General features: G+C 43.1%; 9 protein-coding genes and 4 tRNA genes. All 13 read left to right on the top strand.

Annotated elements, in window-relative coordinates; all coding sequences use genetic code 11:
* Window positions 1-30 precede the first annotated feature (30 nt).
* The 13 genes from FH971_RS19495 (at window position 31) to rpoC (ending at window position 13,923) form a co-directional block, all read left to right on the top strand.
* Window positions 31-106, top strand: a tRNA-Thr gene (locus FH971_RS19495).
* A 6-nt stretch (window positions 107-112) separates the two neighbouring features.
* Window positions 113-197: transfer RNA gene (locus FH971_RS19490), tRNA-Tyr, on the top strand.
* 34 nt (window positions 198-231) lie between these two features.
* Window positions 232-305, top strand: a tRNA-Gly gene (locus tag FH971_RS19485).
* A 9-nt stretch (window positions 306-314) separates the two neighbouring features.
* Window positions 315-387 (top strand) — tRNA-Thr (locus FH971_RS19480).
* A gap of 116 nt (window positions 388-503) precedes the next feature.
* Window positions 504-1,688, top strand: a complete 1,185-nt coding sequence (tuf, locus tag FH971_RS19475) for an elongation factor Tu (protein WP_137224523.1) — start codon at window positions 504-506, stop codon at window positions 1,686-1,688.
* A gap of 268 nt (window positions 1,689-1,956) precedes the next feature.
* A complete protein-coding gene (gene secE / locus FH971_RS19470) occupies window positions 1,957-2,328 on the top strand; it encodes a preprotein translocase subunit SecE (RefSeq protein WP_137224526.1) in 372 nt (123 codons plus the stop codon).
* A gap of 10 nt (window positions 2,329-2,338) precedes the next feature.
* On the top strand, window positions 2,339-2,890 hold the full coding sequence (gene nusG / locus FH971_RS19465; protein WP_137224529.1) for a transcription termination/antitermination protein NusG: 552 nt from the start codon (window positions 2,339-2,341) through the stop codon (window positions 2,888-2,890).
* 128 nt (window positions 2,891-3,018) lie between these two features.
* Window positions 3,019-3,447, top strand: coding sequence for a 50S ribosomal protein L11 (rplK, locus tag FH971_RS19460; RefSeq protein ID WP_137224532.1), 429 nt, complete (start codon window positions 3,019-3,021; stop codon window positions 3,445-3,447).
* 4 nt (window positions 3,448-3,451) lie between these two features.
* Window positions 3,452-4,153 (top strand): 50S ribosomal protein L1, encoded by a 702-nt coding sequence (gene rplA, locus FH971_RS19455; protein WP_137224534.1) that lies wholly within the window; start codon window positions 3,452-3,454, stop codon window positions 4,151-4,153.
* A 274-nt stretch (window positions 4,154-4,427) separates the two neighbouring features.
* Complete coding sequence (gene rplJ, locus FH971_RS19450) at window positions 4,428-4,928, top strand: 50S ribosomal protein L10 (RefSeq protein WP_137224537.1); 501 nt, start codon at window positions 4,428-4,430, stop codon at window positions 4,926-4,928.
* A 54-nt stretch (window positions 4,929-4,982) separates the two neighbouring features.
* Window positions 4,983-5,348 carry a 50S ribosomal protein L7/L12 gene (rplL, locus tag FH971_RS19445; protein ID WP_137224540.1) on the top strand — a complete coding sequence of 122 codons (366 nt, stop codon included), beginning with the start codon at window positions 4,983-4,985 and terminating at the stop codon, window positions 5,346-5,348.
* Between the two features lie 234 nt (window positions 5,349-5,582).
* Window positions 5,583-9,614, top strand: coding sequence for a DNA-directed RNA polymerase subunit beta (gene rpoB / locus FH971_RS19440; protein ID WP_140235376.1), 4,032 nt, complete (start codon window positions 5,583-5,585; stop codon window positions 9,612-9,614).
* 82 nt (window positions 9,615-9,696) lie between these two features.
* Window positions 9,697-13,923 (top strand): DNA-directed RNA polymerase subunit beta', encoded by a 4,227-nt coding sequence (rpoC, locus tag FH971_RS19435; RefSeq protein ID WP_137224545.1) that lies wholly within the window; start codon window positions 9,697-9,699, stop codon window positions 13,921-13,923.
* The last annotated feature ends 152 nt before the right edge of the window (window positions 13,924-14,075 follow it).

Below are 14,075 nucleotides of genomic sequence, written 5' to 3'. Positions count from 1 at the left end.
TTTACCTAATATCCGAACCCGAAATGACACGCCGGCATAGCTCAGTTGGTAGAGCAACTGACTTGTAATCAGTAGGTCCCGAGTTCGACTCTTGGTGCCGGCACCATTTTCTGGAGGGGTTCCCGAGTGGCCAAAGGGATCAGACTGTAAATCTGACGGCTCAGCCTTCGAAGGTTCGAATCCTTCTCCCTCCACCATTTTCTAGGTAGTTAGGTAGCCTAAATAGGTTGCGCGGATGTCGTATAATGGTATTACTCCAGCCTTCCAAGCTGATAACGCGGGTTCGATTCCCGCCATCCGCTCCAAATTTGTTCGCTGATATGGCTCAGTTTGTAGAGCACATCCCTCGTAAGGGTGAGGTCGGCAGTTCGAATCTGCCTACCATCAACAGCACTTCATGAATGAATTACCTAACCCTAAATAATCTATTCGATGTCATTTTATGCATCGGATTTTTACTATATGTGTTTTCATCACCAAGATACTTGGACTGAGGCTATACCATGGCAAAAGCTAAATTTGAACGTAACAAGCCCCATGTAAACGTGGGCACCATCGGTCACGTTGACCATGGCAAAACAACCTTAACAGCAGCAATTTCAGCTGTTTTGTCTAAGACATATGGTGGTGAAGCTCGTAACTTCGCTCAAATCGATAATGCTCCAGAAGAGCGTGAGCGCGGTATTACAATTAATACTTCTCACATCGAATATGACACACCAATTCGTCACTATGCGCACGTAGACTGTCCAGGTCACGCGGATTATGTTAAAAACATGATTACTGGTGCTGCACAGATGGACGGCGCAATCTTAGTTGTTGCTGCAACAGATGGCCCAATGCCACAGACACGTGAGCACATCTTGCTTTCACGTCAAGTAGGCGTACCTTTCATCATCGTATTCATGAACAAGTGTGACATGGTAGATGACGAAGAATTACTAGAATTAGTAGAAATGGAAGTGCGCGAGCTTCTTTCAGAATACGACTTCCCAGGTGATGATTTACCAGTAATTCAAGGTTCAGCTCTTAAAGCCCTAGAAGGCCAGCCAGAGTGGGAAGCTAAAATTCTAGAGCTTGCAGAAGCACTAGATACTTATATTCCTGAGCCAGAGCGTGACATCGATAAGCCATTCCTACTTCCAATTGAAGATGTATTCTCAATTTCAGGTCGTGGTACAGTGGTAACAGGTCGTGTTGAACGTGGTATCGTTCGCGTATCAGACGAAGTTGAAATTGTTGGTGTTCGTCCAACAACTAAAACAACTTGTACTGGTGTAGAAATGTTCCGCAAGCTACTTGACGAAGGTCGTGCTGGCGAAAACTGTGGTGTGTTATTACGTGGTACTAAGCGTGATGATGTTGAACGTGGCCAAGTACTAGCTAAGCCTGGTTCAATTAACCCACACACAACTTTCGAATCAGAAGTTTACGTGTTGTCAAAAGAAGAAGGCGGACGTCATACTCCATTCTTCAAAGGCTACCGTCCACAATTCTTCTTCCGTACAACAGACGTAACAGGCACAATTGAGTTACCAGAAGGTGTAGAAATGGTTATGCCTGGTGATAACATCAAGATGGTCGTTACTCTGATTTACCCAATCGCGATGGACGACGGTTTACGTTTCGCTATCCGTGAAGGTGGCCGTACAGTTGGTGCAGGTGTTGTAGCTAAAATTATCGCGTAATAGCGAGTTTAGTGAACACTAAAAAAGGAAGCCTAGGCTTCCTTTTTTATTTTTAAAGCAAAATTGGTACTAAAAATTGATTTTTTAGTTAATTTGTTAACCTTACTTTACCTGTATTGTTGCGAACAAAGCTGAATAAGAATACAATCTATGGCCGATTTTTGACCCTGTGCTTATGCATTTTCTGGGAATGTTCGGAAATGCGGATTTGGTAAATATGTTGTTTACCAAGCTAAGCCCAGGTCGTAGTGAGTAACGGAATTAACCGATGACAACAAATACTGAAAACCAGAGTAATTCTTTGGATATCGTTAAGTGGGGCGTAGCAGCAGTGCTAGTTGCTGCCGCTGTTATAGCCAATCAATTTTATGCAGATGCTAATGTAGTCGCTCGTGTTGCTGGGGTAATTATTGCCTTCGCTATAGCTGGTATCATTGCGCTGCAGACAAGCAAGGGTAAGCTAGCGCAATCTTTTGCTAGAGAAGCACATATTGAAGTGCGTAAAGTCGTTTGGCCAACTCGCCAAGAGGCGTTAAATACGACCTTTATTGTACTTGCAGCTACTGCAGTTATGGCATTAATCCTTTGGGGATTTGATGCTGTATTGTTAAGAGTTGTCAATTTAATTACTGGCGTATAGGCATCTGAAAATGACTGAAGTTACAGAAGCGAAAAAAAAATGGTATGTTATCCAAGCCTTTTCGGGCTATGAAGGCCGTGTTCTTAAAACACTGCTTGAACATATCAAAATGCACAATATGGAAGAATACTTCGGTGAGATCTTAGTTCCTACCGAAGAAGTTGTTGAAATGCGTGCAGGTCAACGTCGCAAAAGCGAACGTAAGTTTTTCCCTGGTTATGTATTAGTCCAGATGGAAATGAATGACGATAGCTGGCATTTAGTCAAAAGTATCCCACGTGTAATGGGCTTTATTGGTGGTACATCAGATCGTCCAGCACCTATTTCTGACAAAGAAGCTAATGCTATTCTTCAGCGTCTTCAAGATACTGTCGAGTCTCCAACTCATCGTGTCATGTATGAACCAGGTGAAGTTGTTCGTGTGTGTGACGGTCCATTTGCTGACTTTAATGGCACCATCGAAGAAGTTGATTACGAAAAAGATCGCATCAAAGTATCAGTGATGATATTTGGTCGTTCTACACCAGTAGAATTAGATTTTAATCAAGTTGAAAAGAGCTGATTAAAATAACTACAAATAAACATTGTTTGCGGGTGCGGATTTTTATATAATTCGCACCCGTTGTTTTCAGGGGAGCGTATTGGCATGTCGCCAACATGCGTTTGAACCCAAATTGAGGAAATGTCGACATGGCAAAGAAAATTGAAGCTTATATTAAGCTACAAGTAGCAGCCGGTGCTGCAAACCCGTCTCCACCAGTTGGTCCTGCTTTAGGTCAAAAGGGTGTGAACATCATGGAATTCTGTAAAGCATTCAATGCTCGTACTGAAAAGTTCGAAAAAGGCATGCCAATTCCTGTTGTTATCACGGTATTTAACGACCGTTCTTTCACTTTCGAAACTAAGACTCCACCTGCATCTTTCCTACTGCTTAAAGCAGCAGGTCTGAAATCAGGTTCTGGACGTCCTAATACTGAAAAAGTAGGAACAATAAAGCGTAGCGCTGTTCAGGAAATTGCTGAAACTAAAGCCGCTGATATGACTGGTGCTGATATTGAAGCGATGACTCGTTCAATTGAAGGTACTGCACGTTCAATGGGTTTGGTAGTAGAGGATTAATATAATGGCAAAGCTAACTAAGCGTGCTCGCGTTATCCGCGAAAAAGTTGATGTAACAAAAATGTATGACATCAACGAAGCTGTAACACTTTTACAAGAATTAGCGACAGCTAAATTTGTAGAGAGTGTTGACGTTGCTGTTAATCTAGGTATCGATCCTCGTAAATCAGATCAAAACGTGCGTGGTGCAACTGTACTGCCACATGGTACTGGTCGTGACGTTCGTGTTGCTGTATTCACTCAAGGTGCAAACGCTGAAGCTGCTAAAGCTGCTGGCGCTGAACTTGTGGGTATGGAAGATTTAGCTGCACAAGTTAAAGCTGGTGAAATGAACTTTGACGTTGTTATCGCATCTCCTGATGCTATGCGCGTTGTTGGTATGTTAGGTCAAATTTTAGGCCCTCGTGGTTTAATGCCTAACCCTAAAACTGGTACAGTAACGCCTAACGTTGCTGAAGCAGTTAAAAATGCCAAAGCGGGTCAAGTTCGTTACAGAAATGACAAGAATGGTATTATTCATACAACTATTGGCAAAGTAACTTTCACTGCTGAACAGTTAAAAGAAAACTTAGAATCGTTGATATCTGCACTGAAAAAGGCTAAGCCTGCAGTTGCAAAAGGTATTTACATTAAGAAAGTCAGCATCTCTACCACTATGGGTGCAGGTGTTGCTATCGACCAGAGTTCTCTGGAAGAAGCTAAGTAATATACAAAGCGCGCGTATTAGTCTATAATGCGCGCACTTTGTGGGTTGAAGCCGCTTTTATGTAATCGTTTTCGAACTTTTACATATTAGAGTCGGTTTCCGTCCAAGACCGCAGGTGTTAATCGCGAGATTAACTTAATTTCCAGCGTAGACGGTGTCAGGCCCCAGCTAAATTTTTTTACTGGAAAATCTGCACCGTAAGTAATTAAACACATAAGTGTTTAATTTGGTAAATACTAGGGAATTCCCTAGGTAGAATCCAGGAGTAAAGCCAATGGCATTAAGACTCGAAGACAAACAGGCAATTGTTGCTGAAGTCAACGAAGCTGCCAAAGGTGCACTTTCTGCAGTTGTTGCCGATTCACGTGGCGTAACTGTAGGTGCTATGACCGGTCTGCGTAAAGCTGCTCGCGAAAATGGTGTGTTTGTACGTGTAGTACGTAACACTCTTGCTCGTCGTGCAGTTCAAGGTACAGCTTTTGAGTGCCTAGCAGAAACGTTCACTGGCCCAACTTTAATTGCTTTCTCTAACGAGCACCCAGGTGCTGCAGCGCGTCTATTAAAAGACTTCGCTAAGGGACAAGATAAATTTGAAGTTAAAGGTGCAGCTTTCGAAGGGATGTTTATCCCTGCAGCTGACATTGATCGTTTAGCGAAACTACCAACATACGAAGAAGCACTAGCTCAGTTGATGATGACTATGAAAGAAGCATCTGCTGGCAAGTTCGTTCGTACATTGGCCGCCCTTCGCGATCAAAAACAAGATGCCGCTTAATTTTAAGCAGGCAGCTTAATAAAATTGAATTCAGAACAATAGGAAAAATTTCTAATGTCTATCACTAAAGACCAAATGTTAGAAGCTTTCGCAGCAATGTCTGTAATGGAAGTTGTTGAACTAATCGAAGCTATGGAAGAAAAATTCGGCGTTTCTGCTGCTGCTGCAGTAGTTTCTGGCGGTGGCGATGCTGTTGCTGCTGAAGAGCAAACAGAATTTGACGTAGTACTTACTTCATTCGGCGAAAACAAAGTTGCCGTGATTAAAGCACTACGTAGCGCTACTGGTCTTGGCTTGAAAGAAGCTAAGACTATGGCTGAATCTTCGCCAATCGCTGTTAAAGAAGGCGTAAGCAAAGAAGAAGCTGCTACTCTTAAAACTGATTTAGAAGCTGCAGGTGCTTCTGTTGAAGTTAAGTAAGCTGTAATTTAGCTTGCATCACCCAAGTAATTGGGTGAAGGCTGGCGGTTTTTTAACCGTCGGCCTTTTTTGCGCTCTATGCGCAGGCGATTTTTTTTCACCGTTTGTCGCCAGTTTTAGCAGTCCCTAGCAGAGATTACTGGTTAGGTTCTTGCCATCAACGGTGATAGGCAAACGTGCTGATTTAATTATATTATTTCAGTCTTGGTCACATCTCGTAAGCAGAGGAAACCCATGGTTTACTCCTATTCTGAAAAGAAGCGTATTCGCAAAGACTTTGGTAAGCGTCCAAAAGTTTTGGATATCCCTTATTTATTGTCTATCCAGTTAGACTCTTTTAAGAAGTTCACCGATCAAGACCCTACGGGTGAGCGTGGCTTAGAAGCCGCATTCCGTAGCGTTTTTCCTATCAAGAGCTTTTCTGGCTACTCTGAGCTGCAATATGTCAGCTACAAGCTAGGTGAGCCAGTTTTTGATGTGAAAGAATGTCAGATCCGCGGTGTAACTTATTCTGCACCACTTCGCGTTAAATTACGCATGGTGTTGTTTGACCGTGAAGCTGCTGCTGGCACTGTTAAAGACATTAAAGAGCAAGAAGTCTACATGGGTGATATACCTATGATGACGAATAACGGTACTTTCGTTATTAACGGTACTGAGCGTGTAATCGTGTCTCAGTTACACCGTTCTCCAGGTGTGTTCTTTGATCATGACCGTGGTAAAACCCACTCTTCTGGTAAGGTGCTGTATAACGCACGTATTATTCCTTACCGTGGTTCATGGCTTGACTTTGAATTCGATCCTAAAGATGCTTTATTCGTACGTATTGACCGTCGTCGTAAATTACCGGCAACGATTATTTTACGTGCACTTGAATACTCTACTCAGGACATCTTAGATTTATTCTTTGAGCGTATTCAATTTAAGATCAAGAAAGATTCGTTAGTTATGGCACTTGTGCCTGATCGTTTACGTGGTGAAACTGCAGGCTATGACATTAAAGATGCTGAAGGCACTTTATTAGTCGAAGCTGGCCGTCGCATTACGGCGCGTCATATTAAGCAACTTGAAAAAACCAACACTACTGAGCTTGAAGTACCAGTAGATTATATTGTTGGTAAGTATGCTGCTCAAGACTACATCGATGAAGATACCGGTGAAGTTTTAGTGACAGCAAACAGTGAGATTACCTTAGAAGATTTAGCTAAGTTATCACTTGCTGGTATTAAGGATATTGATACGTTATTTATCAATGACCTTGATCATGGTGCTTATATTGCGGATACATTACGTATTGATTCAACAACTAATCGCTTAGAAGCGTTAGTTGAAATCTACCGTATGATGCGTCCTGGCGAGCCACCAACCAAAGATGCTGCTGAAGGTTTATTCCAAAACCTATTCTTCAGTGAAGAACGTTATGACTTATCTAAAGTAGGTCGTATGAAGTTCAACCGTCGTCTTGAGATTGCTGAAGATGAAGGTCGCGGCGTGTTGTCTAAAGATGACATCGTTTGCGTTATGAAGAAAATCATTGAAATCCGTAACGGTTATGATGAAGTCGATGATATTGACCACTTAGGCAACCGTCGTATTCGTAGTGTCGGTGAGATGGCTGAAAACCAGTTCCGTGTTGGTTTAGTCCGTGTTGAGCGTGCTGTTCGTGAACGTCTATCTTTAGGCGATTTAAACGAGCTTATGCCACAAGACTTAATTAATGCGAAGCCAATTTCAGCAGCAGTGAAAGAATTCTTTGGTTCTTCACAGTTGTCACAGTTTATGGATCAAAACAACCCGCTATCAGAAGTGACGCATAAGCGTCGTATTTCTGCGCTTGGCCCTGGTGGTTTGACTCGTGAACGTGCAGGCTTCGAAGTCCGTGACGTACATCCAACTCACTACGGTCGTTTATGTCCAATTGAAACCCCTGAGGGTCCAAACATTGGTCTAATCAACTCATTAGCAAGTTTTGCACGTACTAACTCGTATGGTTTCTTAGAAACACCTTACCGCAAAGTGGTTGATGGTGTGATTACTGATGAAGTTGAATACTTATCAGCTATCGAAGAAGGCCGTTATGTTATTGCACAGGCAAACATCGAAGTTGATGCTAATGGCCGCATGGTTGAAGAACAAATTGCTTGTCGTCATAAAGGTGAATCTACCTTTATGCGTGCTGCTGATGTTCAATATATGGATGTATCACCACAGCAGATTATTTCTGTTGCGGCATCATTAATTCCGTTCTTAGAACACGATGATGCTAACCGCGCATTGATGGGTGCAAACATGCAACGTCAAGCAGTACCTACTTTACGTGCTGATAAGCCGTTAGTCGGAACGGGTATTGAACGTACTCTTGCTGTTGACTCTGGTGTGGTTGTAGCTGCAAAACGTGGCGGTGTGGTTGATTATGTTGACGCTAGCCGTATCGTAGTTAAAGTAAATGAAGATGAGCTACACGCAGGTGAAGCTGGTATCGACATTTATAACTTAACTAAATATACCCGTTCAAACCAAAACACTTGTATTAACCAACGTCCTTGTTGTTCTGTTGGTGAGCCAGTGGTTCGTGGTGACGTATTGGCAGATGGTCCATCAACCGATTTAGGTGATTTGGCTCTTGGTCAAAACATGCGTATCGCGTTCATGCCTTGGAACGGTTATAACTTCGAAGATTCGATCTTGATTTCTGAGCGCGTAGCGCAAGAAGATCGTTTCACGACTATCCATATTCAAGAGCTTTCTTGTATTGCTCGTGATACTAAATTGGGTAGTGAAGAAATCACTGCTGACATTCCAAACGTAGGTGAGTCTGCTTTATCTAAATTAGATGAGTCAGGTATCGTTTACATTGGTGCAGAAGTGAAGGGTGGCGACATTCTTGTGGGTAAAGTGACACCTAAGGGTGAAACACAGTTAACTCCAGAAGAGAAACTACTCCGAGCAATTTTTGGTGAAAAAGCTTCTGATGTTAAGGACAGCTCGTTACGTGTTCCTAACTCAGTGAAAGGCACCATCATCGACGTCCAGGTATTTACCCGTGACGGCGTTGAGAAAGACAAGCGCGCGCTTGAAATCGAAGAATTGCATGTTCGCCAAGCTCGTAAAGACTTAGGTGAAGAGTTCAAGATCCTTGAAGAAGGTGTATTGGGCCGTGCACGTAACTTGTTACTGTCTGTTGGTTTCTCAGAAGCTAAGTTAGCTGAGATCCCACGTAAAGATGTGTTAATACAAGTTATCGATGACGAAGCAAAACAAACTGAATTAGAACAGTTGGCTGAACAGCACGAAGAGCTAAAAGCTGATTTTGATAAGACGTTTGAAATCAAGCGACGTAAGATCACCCAAGGTGATGACTTGGCACCTGGTGTATTGAAGATTGTTAAGGTTTACCTTGCAGTTAAACGTACTATCCAGCCTGGTGACAAGATGGCGGGTCGTCATGGTAACAAAGGTGTTATCTCGAAGATTTGTCCAGTTGAAGACATGCCATACGATGAAGAAGGTAATCCTGTAGACATCGTACTTAACCCATTGGGCGTACCATCGCGTATGAACATCGGTCAGGTACTTGAAGTCCACATGGGCGCAGCGGCGAAGGGTATCGGTAATAAGATTACCGCTATGCTTGAAGAGCAGCGTGAAATTGCCGAACTTCGTGGTTACATCAAACAGGTTTATGAATTAGGTGATGACGTGCTTCAGCGCGTTGATATCGATTCATTCACTGATGATGAAGTTGTACGATTGGCAACTAACCTTAAAGGTGGTATTCCAATTGCAACACCAGCATTCGATGGTGCTAAAGAGAAAGAGATCAAGCAAATGCTTGCTCTTGCAGGCTTGCCTGAGTCTGGTCAGTTGACATTATGTGACGGCCGTACCGGTAACGAATTTGAGCGTAAAGTAACTGTTGGTTACATGTATATGCTTAAATTGAACCACTTAGTTGATGACAAGATGCATGCCCGTTCTACAGGTTCATACAGCTTAGTTACACAACAACCATTGGGCGGTAAAGCTCAGTTTGGTGGTCAACGTTTCGGTGAGATGGAAGTGTGGGCACTTGAAGCATACGGTGCAGCTTATACTCTACAAGAAATGCTAACAGTTAAGTCAGATGACGTTAACGGTCGTACTCAGATGTATAAGAGTATTGTAGACGGTAACTATCAGATGCAACCTGGCATGCCTGAGTCTTTCAACGTATTGTTGAAGGAAATTCGTTCACTCGGTATTAATATCGAGTTGGATCAAGAGTAAGCATCGCACTTAAGCAATGTTTGGTAACCAAGGGTGCTTTGCATCAGCAAAGCACCTGGTTTAACTCCTTCAGGAGAGAAACGTGAAAGACTTATTAAAGTTTCTTAAGCAGCAAAGTAAGACTGAAGAATTTAACGGTATAAAAATTGGTTTGGCCTCGCCAGATCTAATCCGTTCTTGGTCTTTTGGTGAAGTAAAGAAGCCAGAAACCATTAACTACCGTACATTCAAGCCTGAACGTGAAGGTTTGTTCTGTGCGCGTATCTTCGGTCCGGTTAAAGATTACGAATGTTTGTGTGGTAAATACAAGCGTTTGAAGCACCGTGGTGTTATTTGTGAAAAGTGTGGCGTAGAAGTTACCCAGACTAAAGTGCGTCGTGAACGCATGGGTCACATTGATTTGGCAAGCCCAGTCGCCCACATTTGGTTCTTAAAATCACTTCCGTCTCGTATTGGCTTAATGCTGGACATGACGTTACGTGATATTGAACGCGTACTGTATTTCGAATCATTTGTTGTTATCGAGCCTGGCATGACCACGCTTGAGCGCGGCCAAATGCTAACCGAAGAAACGTATCTCGATGCGTTAGAAGAATACGGTGATGAGTTTGAAGCTAAGATGGGTGCAGAAGCAGTTCTTGAATTGCTACGTGCTATCAACTTAGAAGAACAGATCGAGCAAATGCGTGAAGAGTTGCCATCAATTAACTCTGAAACCCGTCGTAAGAAGGTCACTAAGCGCCTTAAGCTGATGGAAGCATTTTTCACTTCTGGCAACAAGCCAGAGTGGATGATCTTAAAAGTATTACCGGTTCTTCCACCTGATCTACGTCCATTAGTGCCGTTAGATGGTGGTCGTTTCGCGACATCAGATCTTAACGATCTTTATCGTCGTGTTATTAACCGTAACAACCGCTTAAAGCGTCTGTTAGATTTAGCTGCGCCTGACATTATCGTACGTAACGAAAAGCGTATGTTGCAAGAGTCAGTTGATGCGCTATTAGATAACGGTCGTCGCGGTCGTGCTATTACCGGTTCTAACAAGCGTCCGCTTAAATCTCTTGCTGATATGATCAAGGGTAAGCAAGGTCGTTTCCGTCAGAACTTACTTGGTAAGCGTGTTGACTATTCAGGCCGTTCGGTAATTACCGTAGGACCTACTTTACGTCTGCATCAGTGTGGTCTTCCTAAGAAGATGGCACTTGAGTTATTCAAGCCATTCATTTACGGCAAGTTAGAAGGTCGTGGTTTAGCGACTACTATTAAAGCTGCTAAGAAAATGGTTGAACGCGAACAGGCTGAAGTATGGGATGTGTTAGACGAAGTGATTCGTGAACATCCAGTAATGCTTAACCGTGCACCAACACTTCACAGACTAGGTATTCAAGCATTTGAACCTGTTTTGATTGAAGGTAAAGCAATTCAATTGCACCCGTTAGTTTGTGCGGCATATAACGCCGACTTCGACGGTGACCAAATGGCGGTTCACGTACCATTAACGCTTGAAGCTCAGTTAGAAGCTCGTGCGCTGATGATGTCAACCAACAACATTTTGTCACCAGCTAACGGTGAGCCTGTTATTACACCGTCTCAAGACGTTGTATTAGGTTTGTATTACACTAGCCGTGAATGTATTAATGGTCTCGGTGAAGGCATGGCTTTCTCTGATGTATCAGAAGTAGAGAAAGCATACGCCACAGGTGTTGCTGAATTACATGCTCGCGTTAAAGTGCGTATTACTGAGACTCATATAGCTGAAGATGGCGAAAGAACGAAAGCAACTCGTATCATTGATACTACAGTTGGTCGTGCTCTTTTATCATTAATTCTGCCTGAAGGCTTATCGTATGATTTGGTTAACCAAAACATGGGTAAGAAGCAGATTTCTAAGTTGTTGAACACCTGTTACCGTCAACTAGGTCTTAAAGATACTGTTATCTTTGCTGACCAATTGATGTATACCGGTTTCCGTTTTGCAACCATTTCTGGTGCCTCTGTTGGTATCGATGACATGGTTATTCCAGACGAGAAATACACCTTAGTTGCAGAAGCTGAAGCTGAAGTGCTTGAAATTCAAGAGCAGTTCCAATCAGGTCTTGTTACTGCCGGTGAGCGTTACAACAAAGTCATCGATATTTGGGCAAGTGCTAACGAAAAAGTCTCTAAGGCTATGATGGAAAACCTGTCTACTGAGACAGTGATTAACCGTGATGGTGTACCAGAGCAACAAGCATCGTTTAACAGCATCTATATGATGGCTGACTCGGGCGCTCGTGGTAGTGCAGCTCAGATCCGTCAGTTAGCGGGTATGCGTGGTTTGATGGCTAAGCCTGATGGCTCAATCATCGAAACCCCAATTACAGCAAACTTCCGTGAAGGTCTAAACGTACTACAGTACTTTATTTCTACTCACGGTGCGCGTAAAGGTCTTGCCGATACCGCATTGAAGACAGCTAACTCGGGTTACTTAACTCGTCGTTTAGTAGACGTTGCACAAGACTTAGTCGTTATTGAAGATGACTGTGGTGTTGAACATGGTCTAACAATGAAACCACTTATTGAAGGTGGAGATGTTGTTGAGCCATTACGTGAACGTGTTCTAGGTCGTGTTGTTGCTCTTGACGTTATGAAGCCTGGTACAAATGAAGTGCTTGCTCCACGCAACACACTTCTTGATGAAGCCTGGTGTAATACGTTAGAAGACCACAGTATTGATGAAGTGATAGTACGTTCTGTAATTACCTGTGAAACAGACTTCGGTGTGTGTGCAGCGTGTTACGGTCGTGACTTGGCTCGTGGTCATATTATCAACCACGGTGAAGCTATTGGTGTTGTTGCGGCGCAGTCAATTGGTGAACCAGGTACACAGTTAACCATGCGTACGTTCCACATTGGTGGTGCGGCATCTCGAGCTTCTGCAGAAAACAACGTTCAAGTTAAGAACGCGGGTTCTCTGAAGTTACATAATGCTAAGCATGTTTCAAACATCGACGGTAAACTTGTTATCGTATCTCGTTCTTCTGAATTAGCCGTCATCGATGAGCTAGGTCGTGAGAAAGAACGTTATAAAGTACCTTACGGTACTGTATTAGAGGTATTGGAAGATTGTGACGTTGCAGCTGGGCAAATTATTGCTAACTGGGATCCACATACTCACCCAATTATTTCTGAAGTTGCAGGTAGTGTTAAATTCGTTGATATGATTGACGGTGTCACCATGACACGTCAAACAGATGAATTAACAGGTTTATCTTCAGTCGTTGTACTTGAGGTTGGTGCGCGTACTTCAGCAGGTAAAGAACTACGGCCTGCAATACGCTTAGTTGATGCTGATGGTAATGACTTAAAGATCCCTGGTACAGAAGTACCAGCTCAATATTTCTTACCTGGTCACGCGATTGTGTCAAAAGACGATAACGCGAAAATCAACGTTGGTGACGCATTAGCACGTATTCCACAAGAATCGTCTAAAACACGCGACATCACCGGTGGTCTTCCACGTGTTGCTGACTTATTTGAAGCGCGTAAGCCAAAAGAGCCTGCAATTCTTGCAGAAATCTCTGGTACTATCTCGTTCGGTAAGGAAACTAAAGGTAAGCGTCGTCTAGTGATCACTCCAGCTGATGGCAGTGAACACTATGAAGAGATGATCCCTAAGTGGCGTAACTTGAACGTGTTCGAAGGTGAAAAAGTCGAACGTGGTGAAGTTATTGCAGACGGCCCAGAAGCGGCTCATGACATTCTTCGTCTTCGTGGTATACACAACGTAGCAAACTACATTGTGAACGAAGTACAAGATGTTTACCGTCTACAGGGCGTTAAGATCAACGACAAACACATCGAAGTTATCATTCGTCAAATGCTACGTAAGTGTTTAATCACTTCAACAGGCGACACTGATTTCTTAGAAGGTGAGCAAGCAGAAGTTGCACGCGTGAAGATTGCTAACCGTGAGTTAATCGCTCAAGGTAAGACTCCTGCAACGTTTGAGCGTGAATTACTTGGTATTACCAAAGCATCTTTGGCTACTGAATCATTCATCTCAGCAGCATCGTTCCAGGAAACCACTCGTGTGTTAACTGAAGCGGCCGTTGGTGGTAAGAGCGATCCATTACGTGGTCTTAAAGAAAACGTAATCGTAGGTCGTTTGATCCCTGCTGGTACAGGTTATGCTTATCACATTGCCCGTAACGAAGAACGCGCCAAAGCGGCAAGTTCTCGTGGCAAAGTGGCAACGACAACTGTGACTGCAAGCGAAGCTGAACAGAACCTAGCAGATCTCTTAAACTTGGCTGGTAGCCAAGATTAAGTTAATGTTATGTTAACAAAAGGCGCCATTGGCGCCTTTTTTATTGGAATTTGCATGAAAAGTTGGCTATTTCTTGACAGATAGCGATTACCTTTCTAAAATTCCGCGTCCCACCATTGTGGGATATAGATTTTTCACACCTAATTGTTGAG

Origin of the sequence: Shewanella polaris (assembly GCF_006385555.1) — a bacterium.
GTDB classification, from domain to species: Bacteria; Pseudomonadota; Gammaproteobacteria; order Enterobacterales; family Shewanellaceae; genus Shewanella; species Shewanella polaris.
This window is presented reverse-complemented; position numbering and strand designations above follow the sequence as displayed.

Coding starts and splice junctions, on each gene's coding strand:
- tuf (WP_137224523.1), top strand. CDS start 504: ATGGCAAAAGCTAAATTTGAACGTAACAAGCCCCATGTAAACGTGGGC.
- nusG (WP_137224529.1), top strand. CDS start 2,339: ATGACTGAAGTTACAGAAGCGAAAAAAAAATGGTATGTTATCCAAGCC.
- rplJ (WP_137224537.1), top strand. CDS start 4,428: ATGGCATTAAGACTCGAAGACAAACAGGCAATTGTTGCTGAAGTCAAC.
- rplA (WP_137224534.1), top strand. CDS start 3,452: ATGGCAAAGCTAACTAAGCGTGCTCGCGTTATCCGCGAAAAAGTTGAT.
- rplL (WP_137224540.1), top strand. CDS start 4,983: ATGTCTATCACTAAAGACCAAATGTTAGAAGCTTTCGCAGCAATGTCT.
- secE (WP_137224526.1), top strand. CDS start 1,957: ATGACAACAAATACTGAAAACCAGAGTAATTCTTTGGATATCGTTAAG.
- rplK (WP_137224532.1), top strand. CDS start 3,019: ATGGCAAAGAAAATTGAAGCTTATATTAAGCTACAAGTAGCAGCCGGT.
- rpoB (WP_140235376.1), top strand. CDS start 5,583: ATGGTTTACTCCTATTCTGAAAAGAAGCGTATTCGCAAAGACTTTGGT.